Origin of the sequence: Shewanella sp. 10N.7 (assembly GCF_020806285.1) — a bacterium.
Taxonomy (GTDB): domain Bacteria; phylum Pseudomonadota; class Gammaproteobacteria; order Enterobacterales; family Shewanellaceae; genus Shewanella; species Shewanella electrodiphila.
The window spans coordinates 37,001-53,995 of record NZ_JAJGZS010000023.1 but is presented as its reverse complement, the minus strand read 5'-3'; the positions used below and the strand labels follow the sequence as shown (position 1 = coordinate 53,995).

Genomic DNA, 16,995 nt, shown 5'->3' with positions numbered 1-16,995 from the left:
TCATATTTATGAATTTAGCTCATGAATGGGTAAGAAACATCATTTCAGTTGCAGAAACTTGCTAGATATCATGCTTTTCTTATTTAGGTTGTCTGTTAATTGAGTTTAGAAAGCCATGAAGCCACATGTCGTCGTTGCATTATTGATATTAGTATTGGGAAATATTTTCAGCGCCTTATACGACGTATCGATTAAGTGGCTACCACAAGATGCTGATGTGGTGACATTTTTGCTTATACGCCAGCTAGGTTGCGTATTAATGCTGCTGCCTTTGTGGCTTATAGCTCGCAGACCAAACACCGCAGATTTTAAATTACAATTACTTCGCTCAAACATAGGTGTTGTGACTTCGATTGCTCTAGTGATCGGGTTATTGTCATTACCATTAGGAACAGTGAGTTCCTTATTTTTCTCCGCGCCTATTATCATCATAGTATTAGGCCATTTCTGGCTTAAAGAACAAGTGAGTATGAGTCAGTGGCTGATCACTTTACTGGGGTTTGTGGGAATTATTATTTTACTTAGGCCGTCAGAAATGAGTTGGGCTGGGCTGGTGGTATTAATTGCCGCAGTGGCATTTTCTGTTAATCAGATTACCTTACGAAAATTACCCCAAACTGACTCACCTATCGTGACATTGCTGCTTTATAACCTGTTAAGTATTCCTGTGTTAGTTATCATTGGTGGCAGCATAGGTTTCGGTCACATTTCTTGGTCACTGATTGGTTTATCCATTGTTAGCAACATCTTAATTTTGGCTTATCATCTGTGCTGTATTTTTGCATACAAAAATGCCCAAGCCAGTGATATTGCTGTAGCAGAATACTCTGGACTACTGTTTTGCATCTTTTTCGGTTGGCTGTGGTTTGGTGAATGGTTAGATGCATTAAGTTGGGTTGGTGCTAGTTTAATTGTGCTACCCAGCCTAGTTATACCATTTGCAATGAAATACTTTACAACTCGTTCAGCTAAAGCTTTAGTAAGCTAACGTTTGCTTGAACTAACAACAGCTAAAAAAAATTCATCGGACCAAGAGTGCGATGAATTTTTTTGTTAGAAAGTGAGTGAGGTTTGCTACTTTTGAGTCATCTAATCAGGCTCAATATATTCAAAAACCTTTATCACCTTTCTCACCCCAGAAGTATTACGAGTCACTTCTACAGCTAGATCTGCTTGATCACGAGCGATTAAACCCAGTAAAAAGACTTCGCCATTCTCAGTCACTACTTTTACTCGTGTTACATCTAGTTTAGATTCGTTCAGCATACGGGTTTTCACCTTGGTAGTGATCCACGTATCGTTACTGCGTGTAGTAAATGAAGTGGGGTTACCAATACGAATTTGGTTATGCAGCTTACCGCCAATTTCTAACTCTTGTACTACTCTTACGGCTTTGTCGCGGAGCATAGAATTAGGAGACTGGCCAATCATCAACACATTACTGTTTAACACCACACCAGTAATGTTGGTTTGGCTATTAATATCTTGATGTTTTGATAGTGCACTGGTGATATTAAAGTCGGCATTAGTATCACTGATTTGCGTAGACATACTACGCTCATCATTGGCCATTTTTGCACCGCCAACAGCACCAACCATTACAACACCTGCACAGCCCTGAAGCAGGAACAGTATTGCAATGGCAAGAACTGCTTTTATCATGCTTGCTCGTCCTGAGGGAACAGAGTGCGGTCAATATTGTCACATAAACAGTGAATGACTAATAAGTGAACTTCCTGAATACGTGCAGTCACGTTAGAAGGTACGCGAACTTCAACATCGCCTTCACTCATAAATCCTGCCATTGCGCCGCCATCTTTACCGGTTAACGCAACAATAGTCATATCGCGACCTAAAGCTGCTTCCATCGCTTTAATTACGTTACCAGAGTTACCACTGGTTGAAATCGCCAATAGAATATCACCAGGTTGTCCTAGTGCCATGATTTGCTTAGAGTAAATCTCATCGTAGCTATAGTCGTTGGCGATAGCAGTAATCGTTGAAGTGTCACAGCTTAAAGCAATGGCTGGTAACGGTGGGCGTTCAATTTCGTAGCGGTTAAGTAATTCTGCTGAGAAATGCTGTGCATCGCCAGCGCTACCGCCATTACCACATGCAAGAATCTTGTTACCGCTTAACAGGCATTGAACCATCATTTCAGCCGCTTTTTCAATCGACTCTGGTAATGCTTCAGCAGCATCAATTTTAGTTTGAATTGACTCTGTGAAGCTGTCTTTAATACGTTCTAACATGGTTAAATCCTTACTCGGTAAAGTGTTGCTATCATGCTTAAATCACTATCTAGGCAGCATTATAGCTAAAATTGTCTATTTAAAAACACCCTTGTAACCATTGTATGTCTTGGCCATTAATGGCAATGACATCAAAGCGGCATGGGGCATTGATTTTATGAGTTTGTAAATATTGCTCAGCAGCTTTTCTAATACGAGATATTTGGCCTGCCGATAATGCATTTAACGCACCACCAAATTGAGTTGAAGAGCGAAATTTAACTTCAATAAAAACCCAATATTGCTTATCTCGCATGATTAAATCTATTTCACCAAAACGATAACGCTGGTTCTGAGTCACAAACTGTAGACCTTGTTGTTCAAGGTAAGTTCGAGCTAATGATTCAGCTTGTTGCCCAGCGTTAGTTTGGCTCATTTGTATTTAACGGATATCCATCTAAATTCAGTTGCTTGTTATAGCGGACGAAGTTGTCCACGCTGGTATTTACCCCAGCTCAGTGTTCGCTCAATAACACCATTTTGATCAACAGAAAGCGCGCCACTGCGGCCATTAAATTGATAACCTGGGAAAGCACGCATCTGCGCTAAACGGCTAACTAGCTCTAGTGAATCATAGCCCATGATATACAAACGCTTTTGACCATTATTCCAATTGCTCCATAGTTGATTCACCATGGTGGTTTCGGTGTTGGCGCCCATTAACCAAGGGATATCACTGATCATCAGGTTATTGAGTTCTTGTGCCGATTGCGTTGAGTTACCACTGAGTCGACTGCGGCTGGTGGTATAAAGTGCAACAGGATCAGCAAAAACGCTAAAATTAACATCTAAGAAAGGCTTAAGCAGCACCAGGTCTTTTGCGGCAGAAATCATATAAATGGCATCGATATCGCGACGTGAACGAAAATCTGCTTCGATATTATTCCCTATCAATTCTTTCATTCGTGCAATGCGCGCTTGGCTGTCTTTAACGCCTAGGGCTTCTTGCACGGTTAACTTCATTTGATCGCCGCCATCGTAATAATGGATTTCAGCATTTTCTTCGGTTAACTCAAGCCATTTACTGTTAAAGCTTTCAGCCATGCGTTTACCGGTTGAGTCATTACTGACTAATAACAGTGGCAAACTAATGCCATCGTTATACAGCTTTTGCGCAGCATCACTGGCTTCTTGAGCTGGTGATAGAGCGAAATAAAACTGATCACTATTGGGAGTGAAATTTTCAGTTTGATTCAAATAAAGTTGCGGAACCGTCATAAGCTCTTGCTCGTTTAGTGCTTGCATTTCTTCAACGGCATTAGGTAAAAGCGGGCCAATGACAAATTCAGCGCCAGCGGCTAAAGCATCTTGATAAGCGGTTTCAACGCCAAGGTTAGTATCAAAAAAGTTAAGTTCAATTTGATCATCAAATGCAGCCATATAGCTGGCTAAAATGCCTTGCCTAATTGGCTCTGCCACAGCAGCTCGTCTACCTGTTAATGGCAAAAGCACAGCAATATTTTGCGGCTTATACGGTTTAGCATTTAAGGCTTTTTCTAAATCAGACGGTAATTTCATCGCACCGGGATGATTAGGATTGGCTTGTTGCCATTCACCTAAATATCGCACTAATTGTGATGGGTCTACTGCATAGTGTTTGGCTATGTAGGCTAACTGCAACCAACCTGAAAAGGTCGGGTTACTGTTATCACGCATAAAGCTCTTAATGGTTTCTTCGTGCAATGGCTGTAACGTACGCCAAATGGTGTCGTTGACTTCAAACGACTGCTCTTTTGGTAAGTACAAGCTCAGTGAACTAAGTTGTCTTAATTCATCAATTGGTTGCTTAGTTTGATTAAACAAACGTGCTTTATATTGATGATAAGTCACACGTTGCCAATCTGGCAGCTTCCAGGTATTAGGATAAGTGAGAATTGATAGGGCATCAGCGTCAGAGCGAGTTTGCTCAGCCACGCGTGCAGAAAGGTACAACCATTCTGCTTGCAGTGTTGGCTCAGGCTGTAATTGAGGCTTCATCGAGACAAGTAACTTATCTGCAGCACTCACATTGGCTTCATTAATGTAAGCATGCGCGGCTAATAACAGGTATTTGTCACGCTCTTGTGGCTGTTTAGCGTTACTGGCTGCAGATAAATAGACATTGGCCGATTGCGTCACGGATGCCAATGAACTATCAATAGCCTGTTTATTTTCAGTAGTTTGAGTTGCACAACCCACTAATACTGTCGATAAAATAGCTGCGAAAACGAATTTTGTTGTAATCAGTCTTTTTAACACAGGGCTTCACTCTGGTAAGATGCTGTCTCTAGTTTAACCTGCTCTTTCACTTGGCGAAAGTCTTGATGATACTCAATACAGAGGTAGTTATGGACCTATCGGTCGCACTTTATATCGTTCCCACCCCAATTGGTAACTTAGGGGATATCAGCAGCCGTGCAATAGAGGTACTTAATAACGTTAAACTCATTGCCTGTGAAGACACTCGCCACAGTGGAAAATTATTAAGCCACTTTGGTATCGAGACCCGTAAAACAGCACTGCATGATCATAACGAACGTGACAGAGCGCAGTGGATTATTCAAAAACTAAGTAACGGTGAAGCGGTTGCATTGATTTCAGATGCGGGCACACCTTTAATTTCAGATCCTGGATATCATTTAGTTAAACAAGTGCGTGAAGCAGGGTACAACGTGGTGCCGTTGCCTGGCCCTTGTGCTGCCATCACCGCATTAAGCGCATCAGGTTTGCCGTCTGATCGTTTTTCATTTGAAGGATTTTTACCGTCAAAAGAAAAAGGACGGTTAGATAAACTTGCGGCGTTAAAAGAAGATCCGCGTACGTTGATTTTTTACGAATCTCCGCATCGTATTGTTCATAGCCTTGAATCCATCGTGACAGCGTTAGGTGACGATCGTGAAATAGTTATGGCTCGTGAAGTCACTAAAACCTTTGAAACTTTTTTATCTGGTTCAGTGGCAGAGGTATTACAAACAGTAAAAGATGACCCGAACCAGCAAAAAGGTGAAATCGTCATCATGATCCATGGTCATCGCATCGACACTGAATCAGAAATTCCAACTGTTGTGATTAATACTCTAAAGCTGTTATGCCAAGAGTTACCGCTTAAAAAGGCTTCAGCGTTAACGGGTGAAATATACGGGCTTAAAAAGAATGCACTTTATAAATACGGTTTAGAAATCGGACTGTAATTAAAATGCGAATGGTTTAGCCCAAAGCTATTTTTTAGATGGTGTGTTGCAGTCGCTTACGCTATAATCCGCGCCGAGTTGGCCAGACAGTTGCTGCGTTCGCAAGAACGGGGAGGAAAGTCCGGGCTTCAAAGAGCAGGATACCAGGTAACGCCTGGGCGGTGTAAACCGACGACAAGTGCAGCAGAGAGGAGACCGCCAACTTCGGTTGGTAAGGGTGAAAGGGTGCGGTAAGAGCGCACCGGGCCACTGGTAACAGTTGGTTGCAAGGTAAACTCTATCCGAAGCAAGACCAAATAGGGTCCCGTATGGCGCTGCTCGCGTTGGGACCGGGTAGGTCGCTTGAGCCTGTGAGCGATTGCAGGCCTAGATGAATAACTGTCCAAGACAGGACCCGGCTTATCGGCCAGCTCACCTCATAAATTAAAACGCCCGTTTATCGAATGATAAGCGGGCTTTTTATTGTTTGAAATACGGTGTAATTCTAATCAGCCCATACTGAAGGCAACAAACTCATCCTTTTAGTTTTATAGTTATGAGCACAAATATGCTGAGTAGGATTTTGTAATAAAGCTTTATCTGCATTTGTTTCACATCGCCAATGAATTCCATAACCACTTTCTGTAGGGGTCAGGTGAACAACGGTGCCAGCGGCAAACTCAAAGTCTAAAACAATTGCGATGCCTTGTTTGTTAGAAATGAAAGCTTCCTTAATGCCTATTTGCTCTTCTAAATTATCAATGACTTTTCTTACCTCTTTATTACTTTTAGGGAGGCGCTGGTGTTGTCGATAGAAATCGTTGATAGATTTACCAGCACTTGATAGTTCACGAGTTAAGCTTTGAAATAACCACTTTTTATTGTTATCTTCAAAAAAGTTTTGGCTGTTAATATTATGTTCTTCAATTTGTTTTTGAACATTTTCTAACATGACGGCTTTTTGCTGTTCAAATACTGCTTGTTTTTGCTGGTTTTCATTAACTAACTCTTGGTTCACCAGTTTGACACGTAAATCATTAGTCATCATATGCACTAATACTGCGAAAATTATGAGTAAGCTAGATGCTATAAGCAGTTTATAAATTGAAAAACCTTTCGAAAAATCTTTCATGAAGGAGCTGAAAGAGCGGTGTTCTTGACGTTGCCATATCTCTTGTTGCTCTATTTGGCGCCTTTGCTGGGGAGACATGGACAGAGTTTGAGGTTTTTTATGCTTTGAAATAACTTCTTTTGCAATGTTTTCAATTTCTTGTCGTTCAAGCTTTGTTACGTCATCGAGAATATCTAAATAATCAATGCCTAGAGGCGGTAATCTATTTCTTTTAATGCCATAACGCTCGTAATCAAGAGCAAGTACAATATCCTTAATTTCATTAATAATAGCATCACTTGAACTGTTCAAGTTGCCTCCATATCCATTCATCATTTTCATCCTTGAACTACCGCAAAGCTACTATTGTCACGACTGACAATCTTAAACGTATTTTCATTACTATGAAAATATCTAAATACATAGACATTCATTTTATTTATCAACTATAAAAGAAGCAATAAGTCATCAAGTGACTTGTATTTTCATTGATGCTTTACCAGAAGGTAAGCGTGATTATTGTTTACTTTTATGTAGTCTATTCAAAGTTTCGAATAATAAATGACATGACCACAATGATAAATGGTTAATGAAAGGTTGGTTTCAGCGGCAGCATAAGCGTCATACCGATGATATCCAAGATAAAATGAGGATACCGATCATTAAGGCTAATTGTATTTATGTAGAATGGGCAGCACATTTGGTTTTCAATAAAAATGATTAAAATCAACATAATAATTTTCGATATTTCGATATTTCGATATTTCGATGTTCCGAATTTTTGAGCGGTAATTGTTATTAACGAAGAGAGTTGTTGGGTTGTATTTTAAGAGTGGGGGTGGAGAAGATAAATAAGCTGACAAATCACTAGAAAATTAATTTTAAAGTAGGTGTTAAGCTGAACTTAACAGCGTGATAACTAATGCTAAATATTCAAGTAAGAATGAAGCGGGTAATATGCTCAGCAAGATAAAAACTTGAAGGTTTACATTTTTATTAAGGTAGATTCCACTTTTCAAAAATACAGCGTTATTATCGAAAAGTCTCCCTAAATTAGATACATAAAATGTCTAATAACTTTGTAAGCCTCAAGCTGATGTTAACCCCGTTCCCACTGAAAATATCAGAGCGAATACTCCCTTATATTTACAAGTTGATACTTCTATGAAGAAAGTTTTAAGTTTATTGGTGTTTACAATGTTTGTTTTTTACACATCTACTACTCATGCAGAGGCTTCACGCCCCTATGAAATTGTTAGAGATTGGTCCAAGGGGAGTACCGTATCAAGGTTTCTTGAATCTAGAGATGGTTTTAATGAAACATGGCTGACAGAAATTGTTCATTCAAGTAATGGAAGACAGTATTTATCTTTTCAAAAGATGGATGGTTTTAAAAGTACATGTACACCATACAAATCAGAGTCGGACATGATAAGCAGTACTTGGCAGTTTAATGGACGCTCAATTCAAATGGTCGAGTGGTGTCTTAAGTATTCTGACTCAAATAATTCATTCTTAATGGCAGCAATAAAAACTGAAGAAGGTGAATCATGGGTTCATGATTTATTTAAAAAATCTGACTGGGTAGAAATTAAGCAAGGGAGGGAATCTAAGGTACGAATAAGTGGTATAGATTTTTCTAAAAACTGGTCAGAAGCTGGCGGAAATGCTCTGTAATTAGAGCTAAATATTTTTTTATAATAAATTTCGCGTCTTGCTTTTATCTTTGAAGTTTCATAGGTAGCAACATAGTATTTCTGATCTTCAATTTAGAAAGAGATGATGCGCTATATGCTTTCAAAAGGTTAACTAAATACGCAAACATCAACCTAAAACCGTTAGAGCTAAATTAAAAAACATGAAGAAATTATTAATTTTAACCTTATTGCTTGCTTTCTCTCCTTTTTTACTTGCAAGTGAACCCCAGCTTTATTGTCAGTACTTTGGTGAGAGTGATGGAGAGCAGATGCAATTGGAAGTTACAAATGAAAAGTTAATGTGGACAGAGATCTTGCCCCAGCATGGTGTACAAAAGCAGAATTATGATCGCATTCATAGTGAATATGGGGCTGACCGATATGCCGGGAAAGACGGCTCTAGCTTTTTCACCATTCAGAAATCGAATAATAATTTATGGGATATGACGGTTGCTTTATTTTTCCCAGACGGTTCTCTATATACGGCGTTTACTGAAAAATTAGTTTGTGTAGGCAGATAGCCAGAATACTAAATTTTTTTGAAAAAAACTCTTAAGTGCTTCTTTTGCGGCAATAGCCTTTTAAATATAGATCACGTTGAATATAACAATGCCACCCATAGTTAATGGCTATATATCAAACTCCCTACTAGGCTTGAGTTATTGCTCATTACTTGGTGATTAATGATGGCCAGACCTAGAAAAACACTCGTGAGTTTAGAAGATACGCCTTAATACTACTGTTGTTCGCGTGTGGGTCGATAGTCGAATGATTGAGTTTTGCTATTGATATATGTGCTTATGCATCCTTTGTAATGAGCAGGGAGCAACCATTTCCATGTGGTGCTTAAAGTCGATGTGAACAAAGCCAGTAATAACATGGCCACCTATTCTAAGTTTAATTGTGAAACGGAATAAAATAGGTGTCATGTTAATATTTAAAATCAATGCGTTATGGGAATGTTGAGCTGTCTTGTCGTCCAACTCGCCACATTAAACCAAAAGGCCTCACTGCAATATGAGGTCTTTTTGTTTCAAGATTATGCACTCGCCGGTACGCGACTCACAATATAGTCGATAATCTCTTCGTCTGTATGCACATCTAATGGAGAGAGGACTTGAGTGGTTGTCTCATTGTTGTTTACGCGTTGTTCTGCCTGTTTATAAAGAATAACTGCGCGATCAGCAACGGCTTCCATTGGGTCAATAAATGTCATCGTAGGGAATGACTGCTGCAAAGCTTTTCGTACTAAAGGTAATTCAGTACAACCTAAAATAATGGTTGTTACACCTTGTTCTTTAAGTGAAGTGATCGCTTGTGTCAGAAGCGCTGCACTATGTACAAATTCACCTGCTTTAATACCATTATTTGTTCTTATTGATTGACCACACTCTGTCTTTTCTCCGGTAACTTCACCATAAATTGCACTGTGGACATAATGCTCTTGTTGGAAACGTTCAGGTTTTACAAATACTAAGTTGGCTTTGGTTAAATACGTGTCGTAAATACCAGAGTTATATGTGCCATTTGTACATAAGATACCCACAATAGCTTCTGGGTTTTGCGCTTTAATGGCGTCAACTGTGGTGCTGAGCATATCTAAGATGTATACATCAGTTTGTTGCTGTACTCGTTCACGGAAAAAATGTGCTGTATTACATGTCATAACAGCAAATTGCACTTGTACCTGCTGTAAAATATTGGCTGAATTAACCATTTCTGGCACTGGATCTTTACCGCCTTCATTGATGGCTTCTGAGCGGTCTGCAATATCAGGGTTTTTGACTACTATCATGCCCATGTGATTTTGATCTTTTAATGCACCATGTTCTATTTCTTTTTTTGCGACTATGTCTTGAAACAACGCATCAGCTTCAGGACCCATGTTACCCATTACACCAAATCTAACCTTTTTCATTTTTACTGCCTTAATGTTTATTGATATGGGCAGAGATTAAGGTAGTAATTCGACAAGGATAACTCTGTTTTGATGGATCTAATCCTCTTTATTAAGTGTTGAACATAACTGACAACCTCTCTGTTAGAAAGTAAAGTTCATATTAATCATTACGTTATGATTGCTTTGTTCGCTTCGCCTATATGAAGGCCATGTATGTATGTATGTATGTATGTATGTATGTATGAGAATAACATTGCCACCCATAGATAATGACTAAATATCAAACTCCCTACTCACTTTCGTTGCTGCTGAATAACTGTGACTTAATATTCAGTGATTAAAATACAGAGGATAATGAAGGCCAGAACTGAAAAATCGCTTTTCAGCCAGTCGTCGCATTCAATGAAAAGCCCGCTTATCTTTCGATAGCGGGCTTTTTGATGTCTAAATCATTATCTAAACTATTATCTAAACTAGGGCATTAGCAACTATTTGCAACTATAAACAAAGATTAACAAGGCCTAAAAATAGTAACCGAAGTTAATATTGAATCGTTTATTGGTGTCACCATCACCGACCATAGTACCGCCGATGAATGGTTGGTTCTCAGCGACAACATAATCGAAGTAGGTGTATAAACCGCCGGCAGAAACCGCCATACCGGTGACATTCATAAAGGTGTCTTCAAGTGAGGCTGACTTACCCGTCACTAAAGAATAATCATTGTAGAAGGTGAGGTTCGATACTGGGCCAAAATCGACTGGTAGGCTGTAAGCCACATTAGCGATGTAAGTGGTCGCTTCTGCTGGGATCGAGTCATAGAAGTGGTAAGCGGCAACCACAATACGGTCGACATCCATGCCATCAACATCGTATTCGTAATCTGTTACTTGTAATTTCACGTTCCAGCGATCGTAATCGAGAATACCGTGAATAGCTGCTGCAAAGTTGTCACCATCGGTGCCGTTGGCTATTTCCAACTGGCCTGCTTGTACAGAACCACCGAGCTCAACACCCAGTTTATCGAAGGTAAAGTTGTGTGCATAACGCAGGTTAAAGGTATTCACCTCACCTGCTTCATAACCTGCCGTTGGTGCATCGTAAGCATCTTCACCGTCTAGACGAATACCCACAACATCGTAGGCGTAACGGTCTGTGCGATCTGACACATATCCGTCTATACCACCTTGTTCATCGTTTTTGTAAAAGGCAATGTCAAAACGGTTAGCGTCGCTTTTATAGGTGTAGTTCAAACCCATATCGTGGTCATCTTCAAGGCCAAGATAAAAGTTAGAGCTGAAAAAGTAGTTGTTTGATGCGTAAGTTAGCATGCCGAATGGTACTTGAGTGACACCGATTTTACCTTGTTGGTGTTCATCAAAGTTATAACCAATCCAAGCGTGTTGCACTACATTCATGTACTCAAACCAGCGGTACTGAGCTGAATAAATTAAGTCACCGTAACTGCCGGAAACATCGATACGGAATAGGTCAAAGTCAAAGTCGCCACCGCGATCGGCGTTGGCGTCATTAAAATCTTCATAGGAATAATTAACACGGACTGCGCCGCCAAAATTAACTTTGGCCTCTGTTGTTTTGCTGACCTCAACTTCTTCGATGACTTCGTTAACAACTGCAACTTCCACTTCTTCAATAACCTGTGGTTGTTCGGCTGCTTTTTTCTGTTGAGCTTCTAATTGCTCAATGCGCTCTTTTAATGCTTTCAGTTCTTCTTCAACAGTGGTTGCATTGGCACTAGTTGATAATGCTAAAGCGATACAAGTCGCGGCAAGGGTATAACGAGTCATCATTTTTCCTTTGGGGGGAAGTTAAGGAATGCGTAATGTATGTTAGCAGAAATGGAGTTTTGCTAATAGGATGTTTGCTTGATGCTGTTGTCTGTTATTGAGTGCGATGGTTGATGTAGGTCACACTTATGGCATAAAACCGTGTTTAGACGAGGGGCTGTATTCTAATTATGATGGCATTAATAGGATTAGATAAATGACGACTCATGGTTCAGAGCTAGATACATTGTTAGGACAAAGGTGTCGTTTGAGAAAGAGAGCTTATTAATGCTGCAAAGGGGATTCAATGTATCCCCTTTTATTCAAACTTGAGGAGTTAAGACGCGTCTTGGTCGTGATGTTGTTTTAATTTTTGGAACAATACATCTTTTAAATTAGCACGCTGTACTTTTAACTGATGCATATGCTCATCATCAGTTGGGCTTCCTTCAACTTCTAACTCGCGTATCTCGTAATCTAATAAGTGATATTGCTTGGATAAGGTTTCGAACGCTTCGTCTTTGTGATTCAAATAAACAATGTCTTTCTTAAACTCAGGAAAGTCGAAAATAAGTGCATGATTCTCATTTAACATAGGCAACCCTTGAAATGGTGAATTGAAATTCTTTATTTTGAAACTGAATTTACTATAGCACTATGAGGTTTAGGAAAGGGAGAAGTTTGAACGGTTTAGCGATCTGGCTAGCAAAAATAATAGCCATGAATGTGCAAGGAAGAGTCGTCAGTGGAAGAATGTAAAACGCCTTATTAAATGCTTAATAAGGCGTGGAATACAGCAAATAACACATTATTTAATCGGCATTTTCGTGCTAAATCGCACGTTTACTGTATTGCTGCTCGAAATTAAATGAACTCATTTTCATGGTGCGGATAGAGTCAATCCAGCCAACAACAAACGGCACCAAAGTCCAGCTGAATACTAAGTAAAGACTGCCTTTTAGGTATTGACCTAAATAGAATTTATGTAGCCCTAAGCCGCCAAATAAGAACCCAAACCATATTGCCCATTTCTGATTTTTAATACGGATATTCGGATCGATCCCAGCAAGTGCGTCTAATCCTTGAGTTGCCTGACATTGAGGGCAGCTGATTAAGTTCGCGTCGATTGTCTGGCTGCATTGTGTGCAGGTTATTTGAGGCATTACAAACTCCAATGGTCAATATTGCTAATGAGGCATTATGAGTACAAGTGTGCGCTCAGTTCTAGTGTTCTAGATCTCACTATTAAAATAAAAAATTGAGCTAACAATATAAAAGGGAGTTTATGGTGCTGGTGGCTAACTTGGGTTTAATTTAATTAGCTTGGGTTAATGTGTTTTATTTTTTTAACTAATTGTAATTTAATGGTTTAATTTTAACCTGACATCAGGGTTAGGCTACGAATATTTTGATGATTTATTACTTTATGTTAATTCGTTCATGCCGATGTCGCTTTTACTTTTTATGTAAAAAAATACACTTGTTAATTTTGTTGGGCTCGGTTGTGTATGTTGTTGCGATGATTTTGTAAACAATTAGTCAATTAGCGTAATTTGAGTGAGCGACGGAAAATCATTAAGTCATTTTTGCTGATTGAGTCAATCAATCATGGATCTATTCAGTATTGAAATGACCTTATTGTACTGCTATTTGAGACAATTAAACTCACGAATGCCCCTTATTTTCTTACCTTGTTCTCTCGTAAGATAGCGCCCTATTTTGTAAGGGGCTCATTCAGGTGAAATATAACATTTGGTTGCTACAGATTTGGTTGCTACAGACTTGGTTGCTACAGATCTGGCCGCAAAACGTTTGGAGGCAAAAAGCTAAGGCGCAACAGTTAATGGTGCGGTTTACAATATGTTTAATCACGCTGTGTGGTTTTTCCCCCACCCTGGTTTACGCACAAAGCGATGTACTCGCCTCAAAGAGCGAGTTAATAAATGTCGCTCCTCAATGGGTCGAAGCGCCATTATTAGAAACGGCTATACCTCAAAAAGACGTTGATAGCAGTCATATTGAAGTCGATAAATCACCACGTTTAAAAGTTGGGTTAGCGCTGAGCGGCGGCGGAGCTAAAGGTGCAGCCCATGTTGGGGTGTTGCGCTATCTTGAAGAAAATCAGATTGCGGTAGATTATATTGCTGGCACCAGTATTGGTGCTTATGTTGGTGGGCTTTATGCGTTGGGCTATAGTGCTGATGATATTGAAGAAATCATGCTAAACCTAGATTGGACCAGTGGTTTTGATGATGCCGTGCCGCGTAAGGCATTAAATTATCATGATAAACAAGATTTTGATCGGTTTAACCTTCCTTTTGAATTTGGCTCGCTTGATGGTGAGATTCTTATGCCTCAGGGCGTACTTCGTGGCCAGACAATGGGTAATCTATATATTCGCTCAGCAGGCTTGGTGCCTAAGCAAGACTCGTTTGACAACCTTGCAATTCCGTTTAAAGCGATAGCCACTGATATCAGTAGCGGTAATGCCGTGGTACTTGAATCTGGTAACTTGTTAAAGGCATTGCAGGCGTCTGCTTCTGTTCCTGGCATATTACAACCTGTAGAAATAGCGGGGATGTATTTAGTTGATGGTGGGATGGTGAGTAACATGCCTGCGGATACCGTTAGAAAAATGGGCGCAGATGTAGTTATTGCGATTGATATTGGCGCAGAACTAGCGCCTAAAACTGAGCTAAAAGATAGCTTCTCCATATTAGGCCAGCTTTCTACCATCATGACTCGCGCGAATGCGGTTCAGCAAATCGAAAATTTACAACCACAAGATATTCTTATTCGACCAGACATTAGCCTGCTAGATACGACAGACTTTAGCAGCATGCCACTGGGTTTTAGTAATGGTGAGCAGGCGGCAATTGAGCATCAGCAACAATTATTATCACTGCAAGCATCGCCGGAATACTATCAGCAATATCAATCTCAACGCCTAGCTTATAAGCAATCATTACTTTCTTTCCAGCAGCAGTCTATCCACCAGATAACAATGGTCAATAACAGTATGGTGGATAACAAGCAGATTGAATCGGCTTTTGCAGTCAAAGAGGGTGATAGACCTGAGGCTGAAGATATCGTTGCAGCAATAGATAGAGTTTACGCATTAAATGAATTTGAGCGAGTTGAAGTCGAAACTGTCCGTGACGAAGAAAATAATAAACAACTGGTACTCAACGCGCAGCAAAAAAGTTGGGGGCCTAATTTTTTTGATATTGGCTTTTCATGGGAAGAAGACTTTGGTGAAGTGTCTGATTTGAAGCTTGATTTGATGTATACGATGAATAATGTGGCCGGCACTCGTGCTCAATTGCGTTTCGAACTCACCTCTGGGCGAGAAAAGTTACTGGCCGCTGAATACCGCTTACCTTTAGATGCACTCGATACTTACTACTGGAAAACGCGATATCAATTCTCTCAAGAGGAGCAATTGTATTACTGGGATAACGAACGTGGTCTCAGTACAGATAATAGTGCTCACCATGTCAGCACAGCGATTGGCATTAATTTGATTAACGACATGATTTTTGAGTTAGGTTTTTCGGCTGAAAAGGGCAATATTGAAACCGATTCAGTGTTTAACTTAGATATTGATTATGACACTTATTCTAGTTTTGCATTGCTAAGCTATGACTCATTAGACAGTTATAGTTTCCCCCGTGAAGGCACCTTGCTTTATCTTAGAGGCGCCTATAACAAAGATAACTTAGCACCTGTTGTCGTGCCTATTCTAGGTGAGATGCTTGATGATACTGAACTGTTTAATTATGAGTTTGTTTTCAAACATGCTCAAAGTTACAGGCAACATACATTAATCAGTAAAGTTAATCTTAGTGGTACTGACAGCAACCAAGTAAGCTTAATTCATACCCATAAATTGGGTGGTTTTCTCAACTTATCCGGCTTACATAAAGATGCCTTAGTCGGCTCACAGTTAGCTTATGGGTCTTTAGTGTACCAATATCGTATTGATTGGCATGGGTTCGGAGGTAAAGCCATTCCAATATATCTCGGTGTCTCAGCTGAGATGGGCAATGTTTGGCAGTATAAGAGTGAACGAGATTTAGGCGACCTCATTTATGCGTCGAGCATTTTTGTCGGTACTGAAACTGAGTTCGGGCCTGCTGTTTTAGGGGTAGGTATAAATGACTTGCATCATAAAACGGTATACTTGACCCTAGGGAAGATCTTTTAAATCAGCTTACGTTGGTTTTACTTACCTGCAAAATGATGCGGGTCACAGTTATCAAAACTCACCATTGTAGAGTGTGAACAACATTACAGTATAGAGGCGTGAAAGCGCGTTAATCTGAATATAGATAAGGTTTGCCGCAAAGTCGGCACACTAATGGCTCATTATTAAGGACCTAAGCATGTCAGATTCAGCTCCAAATAAAGCATTTTACGATCGTGCAAACCAGTTTATTAACGTGGCTAATGAGCACAACCAAGATCCAGAAATTAAAACTGGTGAAATTAGCGCTTCTTTTATGTATTCACTATCGCGCTATAACGCTTGGTTCGGTTCTACAGGTTTTGAGAGTGCAGAACAAATGCAGCAGAAAAAAGCGGATATGATGGAGTATTACGTCGAAGAGTATCGCAAGATGCTTGAAGGTAACATGGACGACTATATCGCTAATTTCGATCAATACCGTAAAACGCAAAAGTAGCACCAAGTTCCGCGATTCAAGACTTCACTCAGCCACTATTCATACCTTTGATAGTGGTTGTGTATTGTTCTCGTGATAAAGGGCTAACAATGTAGAGTTTGCCATTATCAATATTCCCGCCTTTCATTATTCGTTTCATTATAATCGAACTTAAATTATTTCAATTCACACTTCATTCCTATGTAAGTCAATATATGCATATTTAAAACTCTTTCACATCGGCTTTATAATAAACAATTGTTTTTAAAATAGGATTTTAAATTTCAATATGTAACTAATAATGTGACTTGTAATTAATTGGGCAATATTTCAGTTGTGCGTTAATTATTAGACTAAGTTTTTATTATGTTGAAATTTATTTTTGGTTTTACCCTT

The 16,995-nt window shown here is 39.6% G+C and carries 15 protein-coding genes and 1 other RNA gene; 7 read left to right on the top strand and 9 right to left on the bottom strand.

Annotated elements, in window-relative coordinates; genetic code table 11:
* Positions 1 to 115: 115 nt before the first annotated feature.
* The gene (locus LMH66_RS14815) at positions 116 to 988 is read left to right on the top strand and encodes a DMT family transporter (protein ID WP_229370906.1); all 873 of its coding nucleotides are present in this window, start codon (positions 116 to 118) and stop codon (positions 986 to 988) included.
* Positions 989 to 1,089: 101 nt separating this feature from the next.
* Here LMH66_RS14815 and LMH66_RS14810 read toward each other — a convergent pair whose 3' ends face one another.
* From LMH66_RS14810 to LMH66_RS14795, 4 genes are all read right to left on the bottom strand, one after another.
* Positions 1,090 to 1,662 (bottom strand): BON domain-containing protein, encoded by a 573-nt coding sequence (locus LMH66_RS14810; RefSeq protein ID WP_229370905.1) that lies wholly within the window; start codon positions 1,660 to 1,662, stop codon positions 1,090 to 1,092.
* Entirely contained in the window at positions 1,659 to 2,252 is a 594-nt protein-coding gene (locus LMH66_RS14805; RefSeq protein WP_102527688.1) for a phosphoheptose isomerase, read from the bottom strand. Before LMH66_RS14805 ends, LMH66_RS14810 begins: the two co-directional genes overlap by 4 nt.
* A 79-nt stretch (positions 2,253 to 2,331) precedes the next feature.
* Positions 2,332 to 2,667, bottom strand: a complete 336-nt coding sequence (locus LMH66_RS14800; RefSeq protein WP_102527687.1) for a YraN family protein — start codon at positions 2,665 to 2,667, stop codon at positions 2,332 to 2,334.
* 38 nt (positions 2,668 to 2,705) lie between these two features.
* A complete protein-coding gene (locus LMH66_RS14795) occupies positions 2,706 to 4,529 on the bottom strand; it encodes a penicillin-binding protein activator (RefSeq protein WP_229370904.1) in 1,824 nt (607 codons plus the stop codon).
* 89 nt (positions 4,530 to 4,618) lie between these two features.
* On the opposite strand from LMH66_RS14795, the gene rsmI reads away from it, so the two are divergent.
* Positions 4,619 to 5,461, top strand: a complete 843-nt coding sequence (rsmI, locus tag LMH66_RS14790; RefSeq protein WP_102527685.1) for a 16S rRNA (cytidine(1402)-2'-O)-methyltransferase — start codon at positions 4,619 to 4,621, stop codon at positions 5,459 to 5,461.
* A gap of 74 nt (positions 5,462 to 5,535) precedes the next feature.
* An RNA gene (rnpB, locus tag LMH66_RS14785) (RNase P RNA component class A) lies at positions 5,536 to 5,879 on the top strand.
* A gap of 66 nt (positions 5,880 to 5,945) precedes the next feature.
* Here the strand turns inward: rnpB and LMH66_RS14780 are convergent.
* Complete coding sequence (locus tag LMH66_RS14780; protein ID WP_229370903.1) at positions 5,946 to 6,887, bottom strand: hypothetical protein; 942 nt, start codon at positions 6,885 to 6,887, stop codon at positions 5,946 to 5,948.
* 828 nt (positions 6,888 to 7,715) lie between these two features.
* On the opposite strand from LMH66_RS14780, the gene LMH66_RS14775 reads away from it, so the two are divergent.
* On the top strand, positions 7,716 to 8,228 hold the full coding sequence (locus LMH66_RS14775) for a hypothetical protein (RefSeq protein WP_229370902.1): 513 nt from the start codon (positions 7,716 to 7,718) through the stop codon (positions 8,226 to 8,228).
* Positions 8,229 to 8,409: 181 nt separating this feature from the next.
* Entirely contained in the window at positions 8,410 to 8,769 is a 360-nt protein-coding gene (locus tag LMH66_RS14770; RefSeq protein ID WP_229370901.1) for a hypothetical protein, read from the top strand.
* Between the two features lie 518 nt (positions 8,770 to 9,287).
* Here LMH66_RS14770 and LMH66_RS14765 read toward each other — a convergent pair.
* The 4 genes from LMH66_RS14765 to LMH66_RS14750 all read right to left on the bottom strand — a co-directional run bounded on the left by LMH66_RS14765 (position 9,288) and on the right by LMH66_RS14750 (position 13,098).
* Positions 9,288 to 10,166 carry an aspartate/glutamate racemase family protein gene (locus tag LMH66_RS14765; RefSeq protein WP_229370900.1) on the bottom strand — a complete coding sequence of 293 codons (879 nt, stop codon included), beginning with the start codon at positions 10,164 to 10,166 and terminating at the stop codon, positions 9,288 to 9,290.
* A 503-nt stretch (positions 10,167 to 10,669) separates the two neighbouring features.
* The gene (locus LMH66_RS14760; RefSeq protein WP_229370899.1) at positions 10,670 to 11,956 is read right to left on the bottom strand and encodes a carbohydrate porin; all 1,287 of its coding nucleotides are present in this window, start codon (positions 11,954 to 11,956) and stop codon (positions 10,670 to 10,672) included.
* Between the two features lie 316 nt (positions 11,957 to 12,272).
* Positions 12,273 to 12,530, bottom strand: coding sequence for a YdcH family protein (locus tag LMH66_RS14755; protein ID WP_102527681.1), 258 nt, complete (start codon positions 12,528 to 12,530; stop codon positions 12,273 to 12,275).
* A gap of 235 nt (positions 12,531 to 12,765) precedes the next feature.
* A complete protein-coding gene (locus LMH66_RS14750) occupies positions 12,766 to 13,098 on the bottom strand; it encodes a TM2 domain-containing protein (protein ID WP_102527680.1) in 333 nt (110 codons plus the stop codon).
* A gap of 680 nt (positions 13,099 to 13,778) precedes the next feature.
* On the opposite strand from LMH66_RS14750, the gene LMH66_RS14745 reads away from it, so the two are divergent.
* Both LMH66_RS14745 and LMH66_RS14740 read left to right on the top strand, forming a co-directional pair.
* The gene (locus LMH66_RS14745) at positions 13,779 to 16,142 is read left to right on the top strand and encodes a patatin-like phospholipase family protein (protein ID WP_229370897.1); all 2,364 of its coding nucleotides are present in this window, start codon (positions 13,779 to 13,781) and stop codon (positions 16,140 to 16,142) included.
* A 178-nt stretch (positions 16,143 to 16,320) separates the two neighbouring features.
* Positions 16,321 to 16,620, top strand: coding sequence for a DUF3144 domain-containing protein (locus tag LMH66_RS14740; RefSeq protein ID WP_229370896.1), 300 nt, complete (start codon positions 16,321 to 16,323; stop codon positions 16,618 to 16,620).
* Positions 16,621 to 16,995 lie beyond the last annotated feature (375 nt).